The sequence below is a fragment of the Rhodococcus sp. EPR-147 genome (assembly GCF_001647185.1).
GTDB lineage: Bacteria > Actinomycetota > Actinomycetes > Mycobacteriales > Mycobacteriaceae > Rhodococcoides.
The window spans coordinates 1-8,587 of sequence record NZ_LVCU01000499.1; the positions used below are offsets into that span (position 1 = coordinate 1).

Below are 8,587 nucleotides of genomic sequence, written 5' to 3' on the forward strand. Positions count from 1 at the left end.
CGAGACGTAGAACCGGGCGACCGCGGCGAGCGGTGCGATCGACGAGATCCGGGCCAGTGCGACCGCGAGGGCGATGACGAGCCCGACCACGAAGCTGATGGCGGTGAGCGGAATGGTCATGGTGACAGTGGCTTTGAGCATCGGCCACAGGTTGTCGAGAACGAGCTGCGTTTTGGACGGTGCCGTCGACGCTGCGTCGTCGCTCGTCGGAACCACGGTGTCGGCGGTCGGTGCGGCGACATCACTGCCGAAGTACTTGTTCGATATCTCGGCGATGGTGCCGTTCTCGCGCAGCGTGTCGATGGCGGTGTCGACCTCGTCCATCAACCCACTGTCCTTGCGGGCCACGAAGGATTGCAGCGGCGTGTCGCCGGTCTCGCCTGCGATCTTCACGCCGGTGTCGCCGGTCTGCTGCAGGTATTCGGCGATGGCGAGGGAGTCGTTGACGGTGGCGTCGACGCGGCCGTCCTTGACGAGAGTGACCGCCTGAACGAATCCCTCGACGGCTTCGACGTTCGCGCCTGCGTTCGCCGCGACCTCGGCCCAGTTGCTCGTCGACGATTGCGCGGTGGTCTTGCCGGCCAGGTCGGCGACAGAGGTGATGGTGGAGTCGTCTGCGGCGGTGAGGATCTGGCCCTCCGACACCGTGTACGGCGTGGACAGGTCGTAGGCCGACTGGCGCGCAGGAGTGATCGAGACCTGGTTGGCGATCAGGTCGAAGCGTTGGGATTGCAGTCCGGCGAAGATCGAATCGAACGGGGTCTGCACGAAGTCGACGCGTACGCCCAACTCGGCTCCGACGGCGTTGATGACGTCGATGTCGTATCCGGTGAGTTGTCCGTCCGCGCCCTGATAGCTGAACGGGCTGTAGGTGCCCTCGGTGCCGACGACCAGTACGCCCTCGTCTTGCACCCGGTCCAGCAACGACTGCGAGGACGAACTGCAGCCGGACAACCCGAGGATGCCGATGAGAATCGCGACCAGAGCAAGAATCGATCTGCGCACCATCTGCGCCCGCTTTCGCCGTATGTACGAGTGGAGCAAAACCTACCCGTCGATCTCCAGTTCCGCTGACACCACGACGGTGTTGTTCATCGGCAATGCCGCCACCCCGAGTGCGGTGCGGGCATGAGCACCGATCTCCGGACCGAAGATGGCGAGCACCAGATCGGAGAAGCCGTTGACGACCGTGGTGGTCTGAGTGAAGCCGTGGTCGGCGTTGACCGACCCGGTCACGGTCAACCACGCGCTGATTCGATCGAGGTCGCCGATCGCCCGGGCGACGCTGCCGAGGAGCGCCAGCGCGGTGTCGCGTGCGGCGTCGGTGGCCGAATCGAGATCGACCTGCGACGGCACTGCACCGAACGGGCCGGCCAGGGTGCCGTCCCGGTCCAAGGGGGAATGGCCCGAGGCGAAGACTCGGTTGCCACGCACGCGCACCCATTCGAACGAGAACTCGAAACCGGGCGGAGCGGTCGGTTCCCCGGGCAACGTGAAGCCGAGTTCGGTGATGCGACGTTCGATCTCCATGAAGGAAAACTCTGTCAGACCGGGATGCCGTTGATGGTGCGAACGGTCCAGCGCGAACCGTCGTGTTCGAGGGTGGAGACGCCCGCGTTGAGGATGCGCGGGGAGTGGCGTCGCCGGATCGCGTCGAAGATCGCCCGGATGACGCCGCCGTGCGCCACGGCGATCACCGCCGAGTCCGGGTAGCGCGCGGCGATCTCGTCGACGGCGCGCACGCCACGCACGATCAGGTTCGAACGCGGCTCCAAGCCCGGGTACCGGCCGTCCGGCCAGTGGGAATACGCGTCCCAGTCGGTGAAGCCCTCGGCGTCACCGAAGTGCCGCTCGGCCAGATCGGGGAACTCGGCGGTGCGGGTCAGACCCAGGTGCGCGCCGATGATGTCTGCGGTTTCCGCTGCTCGGATCAGCGGGGAGCTGACCAGGTGGTCCCATGTCCGGTACTCGAGTTCGTAGCCGGCCTCGCGGGCCTGAGCTCGCCCGGTGTCGTTGAGAGGAATGTCCGAAGAGCCCTGCAGGCGCCCGTGCAGATTCCAGTTCGTTTCACCGTGCCGAACCAGTGCCAGAAGAGTCATAGTGAGCGGAGAATATCCCAGAGTTACCAGGGAGTACGGTCGATACGAAGATACGCGAACGAGCTTGGAGGATTGTCGATGAATCTTGCCCTGACAGAAGAAGAGGCCGCGTTCCGTGACGAGATGCGGACGTTCTTCACCACGAAGGTCCCCGCCGAGATTCGCGAGAAGAGTGCGACGGGTCAGGAGTTGAGCAAGGACGAGGTGGTCACGACCATGCGAATCCTCAACGAGAACGGCCTGGCGGTGCCGCATTGGCCCGCGGAGTTCGGTGGCCGCGACTGGACCGCTGTACAGCGTCACATCTGGCTCGACGAAATGCAGTTGGCGTCGGTGCCCGAGCCGCTGGCGTTCAATGCCTCGATGGTCGGCCCGGTCATCGCGACGTTCGGCTCGCAGGAGCTCAAGGAGAAATTCCTGCCCAAGACGGCGAACCTCGACATCTGGTGGTGCCAGGGCTTCTCCGAGCCCGAGGCCGGATCGGACCTGGCGTCGTTGCGCACCACCGCCATCCGCGACGGTGACGACTACATCGTCAACGGACAGAAGACGTGGACCACGCTCGGCCAGTACGCCGACTGGATCTTCGCGCTCGTGCGCACCAACCCGGACGCGCCGAAGAAGCAGGCCGGCATCTCGTTCCTGCTGATCGACCTGAACACTCCCGGCATCGAGATGCGTCCCATCAAGCTGATCGACGGCAGTGTCGAGGTCAACGAGGTCTTCTTCGACAACGTCCGCGTTCCGGCGGAGAACCTCGTCGGCGAGGAGAACCAGGGCTGGAGCTACGCCAAGTTCCTGCTCGGCAACGAGCGCACCGGCGTCGCCCGGGCCGGACACACCAAAGTCCATCTGGGACAGGCGAAGAAGCACGCGGCGCAGACCAAGGTCGGCACCGGCACGTTGCTCGAGGATCCACTGTTCGCGGCCAAGATGGCCGAGGTCGAGAACGAACTGCTTGCCCTCGAGCTGACTCAGCTGCGCATGGTGTCGAGCTCGGACGACGGCAAGCCCAATCCGGCGTCGTCCATCCTCAAGCTGCGGGGATCGGAACTGCAGCAGGCCACCACCGAATTGCTGATGGACGTTGCCGGGCCGGACTCACTGCCCTACGAGGCGGGCGAGGACATCGAGAGCGAGGGCTGGGCGCAGCGCTCGGTACCGGGTTATCTCAACTACCGCAAGGTGTCGATCTACGGCGGCTCGAACGAGGTTCAGCGCACCATCATCGCCTCTGCGATTCTCGGACTGTAAGGGAGCATCTGAAGACATGGATTTCGAACTCAACGAAGAGCAGAAGCTGCTGCGCGACACCACTCGTGAGGTTCTCTCGCGGGCCTACGACACCGAGAAGCGCAACAAGATCGTTGCCGGTGAGCTGGGTTGGAGCACCGACGTCTGGAAGCAGTTGGCCGAGGTCGGCCTGCTGGGTCTGACGTTCAGCGAGGAAGACGGCGGGATGGACGCCGGTCCGGTGGAGATCATGGCCGTGATGACCGAGGTCGGACGACGGCTCGCACCGGAGCCGATTCTCGACGCCGTTCTCGTCCCCGGCGGGTTGATCTCCGAGCTCGGCAGCGCCGATCAGCGCGCGCGGCTCCTGCCGCCCGTCGCCGAGGGATCGTCGATGTTGGCGTTCGCGCACAACGAATCCGGTAGCCGCTGGCCCAACGTCGAGGTCGCCACCACCGCCACCGAGGACGGTGGCTCGTGGTCGATCAACGGCGTGAAGAACCCGGTTCCGCACGGTGGTAGCGCAGACGTGATCGTTGTCAGTGCGACGCTGCCCACCGGTGGAACAGGACTGTTCGTCGTCGACGCCGACGCGACCGGGCTCACGCGCAAGTCGTACGCCACCCACGACGGTCAGCGCGCCGCGCAGATCGAATTCGTCGACGTCGCAGCCGAACCGCTCGGCACCGCCGAGAACGCGGCCGCGGCCATCACCGGTGCCGAGGTGCGAGCGCAGGCCGCGCTCTGCGCCGAGGCGATCGGTGCGATGGAAGAGGCGCTTCGGTTGACCACCGATTACCTCAAGCAGCGCAAGCAGTTCGGGGTTCCGCTGGCCAAGTTCCAGGCACTCACCTTCCGTGCGGCGGACATGTACGTGCTGCTCGAACTCGCCCGCAGCATGAGCCTGTACGCCACGATGTCCTTGGCCGACGGCAACGTAGACCCGACCATCGCGTCGCGCGCGAAGCTGCAGATCTCGCGGTCCGGTCGCAAGATCGGCCAGGAGGCCATTCAGTTGCACGGCGGAATCGGCGTGACGGCCGAATATCCGGTGGGGCACTACACCAGTCGACTGGTGGCCATCGAGCACACGCTCGGTGGTGCCGACGAGCACCTACGCATCCTTGCCGCGAAGGTCGCCGATCACGATCTCATCGGGATCTGACGCTCGTCCTAACACTCCTCGGGCCCGGCCACCGTCGACAGGTGGCCGGGCCCGAGGTCGTTTCGTGAGGTGTCAGCTGCCCGCATCCGCCTCGGCGACGAGGTCGGCCACGGCTGCGGGGTTCGAGACCAGGATCGCGTGCGAACCCGGCACCTCGGTCACCCGAGCACCCGCCCGCTGCGCCATGAACCGCTCGGCCGAGGCCGGGATGATCTGATCCTGCTGGGGAATCAGCGCCCACGACGGTGTGTCCGCCCAGGACGGTGGGCCGCTCGGCTCGAGCAGCGCACCGGCAGCGATCGTCTTCTGGTGAGCGACCATGCGCGCGGACTGCTCCTCGGTGACATCAGGGGCGAAGAACGGCCGGAACAGGGCAGGCGTGATGTACGAGTCGACGTTCTTGCCGATCAGGTTGGAGGAGTCGTCGACGATCGACAGGCCGATCACCGGCGGTACCAGCGCGGTCACCGGGAATCGGATGGGGTCGAGTTCCAGGGCGACGGGTTCGCCCTCGACGGGCATGAACGCGGCGACGTAGACCAGCGCTTCCACGTTGTCGGCGTGCACGTTGCTGATCACCGTGCCGCCGTACGAATGGCCCACCAGTACCACCGGCCCGTCGATGCTCTCGACGACATCGGTGACCGAGGCCGCGTCGAACGCCGGTCCGCGCAGCGAGTTGTCCGCCGTCACCACCGGGTAGCCGCGGCCACGGAGGTTGTCGGCTACGCCGTCCCAGCTGGTGTTGTCAGCGAAGGCTCCGTGCACCAGCACCACGGTCGGCAGCTCCTGCGCGGCAGCGGGCGCGACGCCGATGCCGACCATCGACCCCACCGTCAGTCCTGCAGTTGCGAGAAGGGTGGTCAGCTTCGGTTTCGTCATGCTCTCAACCTGTCACACGCCGGATGTTGGTGCGGTGTTCACCGCGTAGATCCGACCAGCTTTTTCTCAGTGAACGCTCGTATGCTTGGGTTGCAACAGTGGCGTTCGCCCGGCCGGGTGAACGTGAAACGGTAGGTCCGATCGTGAGCGAGAGTTCGATGAAGTCTCGGATGGCCGAGTACCCACGTCCCCATCACTGCTTGCTGCATATCAGCGACACGCATCTCGTCGACGGCGGAGGTCGGTTGTACGGGGGCGTGGACAGTCATTTGCGGCTCGAGCAGGTGATGACCGACGTACGCAACTCCGGTGTGCGGCCCGACGCATTGGTGTTCACGGGGGATCTGACGGACAAGGGTGAGCCGGGCGCGTACGAGAAATTGCGCGCGTTGGTCGAGCCGGTGGCCGAGGAACTCGGTGCGCAGATCGTCTGGGCGATGGGCAATCACGACGACCGGGCGACGTTTCGGCAGAAGCTTCTCGACGCCGAACCCACCGGGCAGTCCATCGATCGTGTCCACGACGTCGACGGTCTTCGTGTGGTGACGCTCGACACGACGGTCCCGGGCAGGCACCACGGCGAGCTCGGCGACGAGCAATTGGCTTGGCTGGCAGACACTCTCGCGACCCCCGCCGAGTTCGGCACCATTCTAGCGATGCATCATCCGCCGGTACCGACCGTGCTCGATCTCGCCGTGCTGGTCGAGCTGATCGATCAGCCTCGCCTGGCCGACGTGCTACGCGGAACCGATGTGCGATCCATTCTTGCTGGGCACCTGCACTATTCGACGACGGCCACGTTCGCGGGTATCCCGGTCTCGGTGGCGTCGGCCACCTGCTACACCCAGGATCTGAACGTGCCCGCAGGCGGTTTGCGCGGACGCGACGGTGCCCAGGGGTACAACTTGGTCCACGTCTACGAGGACACCGTCGTGCATTCGGTGGTGCCCACAGGGTCGTACGACACTGTGGGAGAGCCGGTCTCGGCTCAGGAGACTGCGCGCAGGCTGAATGCAGCGGGAGTGACCATCGCAGACAGCGCGCGGCGCAAGACGTTCAGCGACGCCTAACGCTGTTCGCGTTCCCACGGCGCGACGATGGGGAAGTACTTGTCCAGGAACTGTGTCACCGTTCGGGTGCGCAGGTCCAGGTCGACCTCCGGGAAGCTGCCGTCGTTGAGGCAGAAGAAGTCCACCGAGCGCTTGGGGAGCAGCTTCTCCATCAGGTCGAGACCGGCCACGGTGGTGGTGTCGATGTACCGGACCTTGGCGTCCTTCTGGACCACGGCGCGACCGCTCATCAGGGCGTAGTAGTGGTACAGCGAGTTGGTCACCGAGATGTTGGTGCTCGCCCGGAACGCGCTCGCCGCGGTGGAGGCGAACTCGTCCGGGAATTCGTTCTCCATCTCCTGCATCACGCTGCGCCGCAGCGGTGTTGCCGCGTGTTCGAGATGCCGGGTTGTGGTCATTCCGAATCGGTTCTGCAGGATTCGACGGTTCACGCGGGCCGCGTTCTCGAAGCCGCTGCGGTCGGCGTCGCTGTAGCCCAACCCGATTCGGGTCGTCGCCTCGATGAACATGCTGATTCCGCCGGGGGAGAAGAACATCGACGGACTGACCGGTCGACCGAAGAACATGTCGTCGTTCGAGTACAGGAAGTGCTCGGACAATCCGGGGATGTGGTGCAGCTGGCTTTCGACGGCCTGCGAATTGTGGGTCGGCAGAACGGATGTGTCGACGAAGAAGGCCTCGCTCGGCACGAACGTCACCTTGGGGTGGTCGGCGAGCCATGCAGGCCTCGCCGAGTCGGTGGCCACGAAGATGCGCCTGATCCACGGTGCGTACATGTGAATCGACCGCAGCGCGTACTTCAGTTCGTCGATCTGCCGGTAGCGGGCTGCCGAGTCGTCACCCTCACCGACGACGTAGTTCGCCATCCGCCGCGCGCGCTGAGCCTGGAATTCTGCCGAGGAGCCGTCGACCCAGGAGAACACGATGTCGATGTCGAAATTGATGTCCGACGCGTGGTCGGCGAACATGTTCTCGATGGTCGGCCAGGTTCGTCCGAAGCGTTCGACCGTTCCGCGGACGGCCTCGTCGGGCCGAATGTTGCGACGGGTCAGCGAATTCTCGATCGGAAGCACGATCTCGGACGGCGAGAACGACCACAGTTCGATCTGCACTGCCGTCGATGCGCCGTAGTACAACCCGCTGAACGGTTCGACTCGCGGACGGTACAGCCGCACGATCCTGGCGTTGGCCGACGGTGAGAGTGTGCCGTCGGCAACCAGCACGGCTTTCCCGCGGGCGTCGACGGTCTTGGAGTAGAACGGCTCGGCGCGGCAGGCGTGTACCAATGCGGTGGTCAGCGCGTCCCGGGCAGCCAGCTCGATGGCGATGACCGGTCGTTCGTCGTTGCCGCGGACGAGCAAATACTTGATGCGGGCGGCGTCGAGCACGGCGCGGACGAACAGCAGATCCTCGACCATCGCCTGGTGCGGGGTGGTGGAGGTGATCGTCAGTGCGTAGCGGCCGTCGTGGCTGACCACGTCGGATCGTTCGCTCAGGCGTGCCGCGGACGCTGCGGATTCTCGGGTGACGGCATCATTGGTCTCGTGCTCCGGTGGAACGAGGTAGATATCGTGCGGGGCAGAGGACGAGGTGATGGCGTTCCTTCCGGAGTGTGCGCGCAGGCCGGGGAAACCCGGTGCAGGCACAGTCTAGTGCAGGTCCGCGGCATTTCCGACGGGCCGCGGTAGTACCCGGCTCGCCGCGACCAGGCCCACAGCAACTCCGGCGGCATCGGCGAGAGCGTCGGCGACCGATCCGGAGCGTCCCAGCGGCAGAATCGCTTGCAGGACCTCCGAGATCGCCGCGAATGCCAGTACCCACGCTGCGGTGCCGGCCCAGCCGATTCCGGCCAGGCGGGAGGTGTACGCGAGGACCGCGAACAACAGGAAGTGAATGATCTTGTCGCTGTGCTGAAATCCCGACGGCACCCCGGACGCAGGGGTGAACAGCACGATCAGCGCCACCACGAAGGTGACGGCCAGGGGAATTCGATACGTCGACTGCGAGAACACCGCCAGAGTTTACCGGCGCTGCAGTACCACCACCGTGTCGATTCGCTCGTCGCCGTCGGGCGTCGTACGAGTGCGGTGTTCGGCATGGATCTGCTCGAACCCGTCGCCCGCCGCGGCGAACACCGG

General features: G+C 65.3%; 9 protein-coding genes. 3 read left to right on the forward strand and 6 right to left on the reverse strand.

Going from position 1 to position 8,587, the window contains the following annotated elements; translation table 11 throughout:
• The 3 genes from A2J02_RS21415 to A2J02_RS21425 all read right to left on the reverse strand — a co-directional run.
• Positions 1–1,008 (reverse strand): transporter substrate-binding domain-containing protein (locus A2J02_RS21415; protein WP_068053264.1); only part of this gene is annotated, 1,008 nt, incomplete at its 3' end.
• A gap of 39 nt (positions 1,009–1,047) precedes the next feature.
• A complete protein-coding gene (locus A2J02_RS21420) occupies positions 1,048–1,530 on the reverse strand; it encodes a RidA family protein (protein ID WP_068053267.1) in 483 nt (160 codons plus the stop codon).
• 14 nt (positions 1,531–1,544) lie between these two features.
• A complete protein-coding gene (locus A2J02_RS21425) occupies positions 1,545–2,099 on the reverse strand; it encodes a histidine phosphatase family protein (RefSeq protein WP_068053269.1) in 555 nt (184 codons plus the stop codon).
• 78 nt (positions 2,100–2,177) lie between these two features.
• On the opposite strand from A2J02_RS21425, the gene A2J02_RS21430 reads away from it, so the two are divergent.
• Positions 2,178–3,353 carry an acyl-CoA dehydrogenase family protein gene (locus A2J02_RS21430; RefSeq protein ID WP_068053271.1) on the forward strand — a complete coding sequence of 392 codons (1,176 nt, stop codon included), beginning with the start codon at positions 2,178–2,180 and terminating at the stop codon, positions 3,351–3,353.
• A 16-nt stretch (positions 3,354–3,369) separates the two neighbouring features.
• Entirely contained in the window at positions 3,370–4,497 is a 1,128-nt protein-coding gene (locus A2J02_RS21435) for an acyl-CoA dehydrogenase family protein (protein WP_068053274.1), read from the forward strand.
• A 72-nt stretch (positions 4,498–4,569) separates the two neighbouring features.
• Here the strand turns inward: A2J02_RS21435 and A2J02_RS21440 are convergent, their stop codons facing one another.
• Positions 4,570–5,379, reverse strand: coding sequence for an alpha/beta fold hydrolase (locus A2J02_RS21440; protein ID WP_068053277.1), 810 nt, complete (start codon positions 5,377–5,379; stop codon positions 4,570–4,572).
• Positions 5,380–5,537: 158 nt separating this feature from the next.
• Between A2J02_RS21440 and A2J02_RS21445 the strand changes: the two genes are divergently transcribed.
• On the forward strand, positions 5,538–6,449 hold the full coding sequence (locus A2J02_RS21445) for a phosphodiesterase (protein WP_068053283.1): 912 nt from the start codon (positions 5,538–5,540) through the stop codon (positions 6,447–6,449).
• On the opposite strand, the gene A2J02_RS21450 is transcribed toward A2J02_RS21445, so the two are convergent.
• Together A2J02_RS21450 and A2J02_RS21455 are read right to left on the reverse strand one after the other, a co-directional pair.
• Complete coding sequence (locus A2J02_RS21450; RefSeq protein WP_179272068.1) at positions 6,446–7,945, reverse strand: stealth family protein; 1,500 nt, start codon at positions 7,943–7,945, stop codon at positions 6,446–6,448. The two genes, A2J02_RS21445 and A2J02_RS21450, sit on opposite strands and share 4 nt — an antisense overlap.
• A gap of 153 nt (positions 7,946–8,098) precedes the next feature.
• Positions 8,099–8,461: a VanZ family protein gene (locus A2J02_RS21455; protein WP_068053280.1), complete on the reverse strand. Its 363-nt coding sequence runs from the start codon at positions 8,459–8,461 to the stop codon at positions 8,099–8,101.
• Positions 8,462–8,587 lie beyond the last annotated feature (126 nt).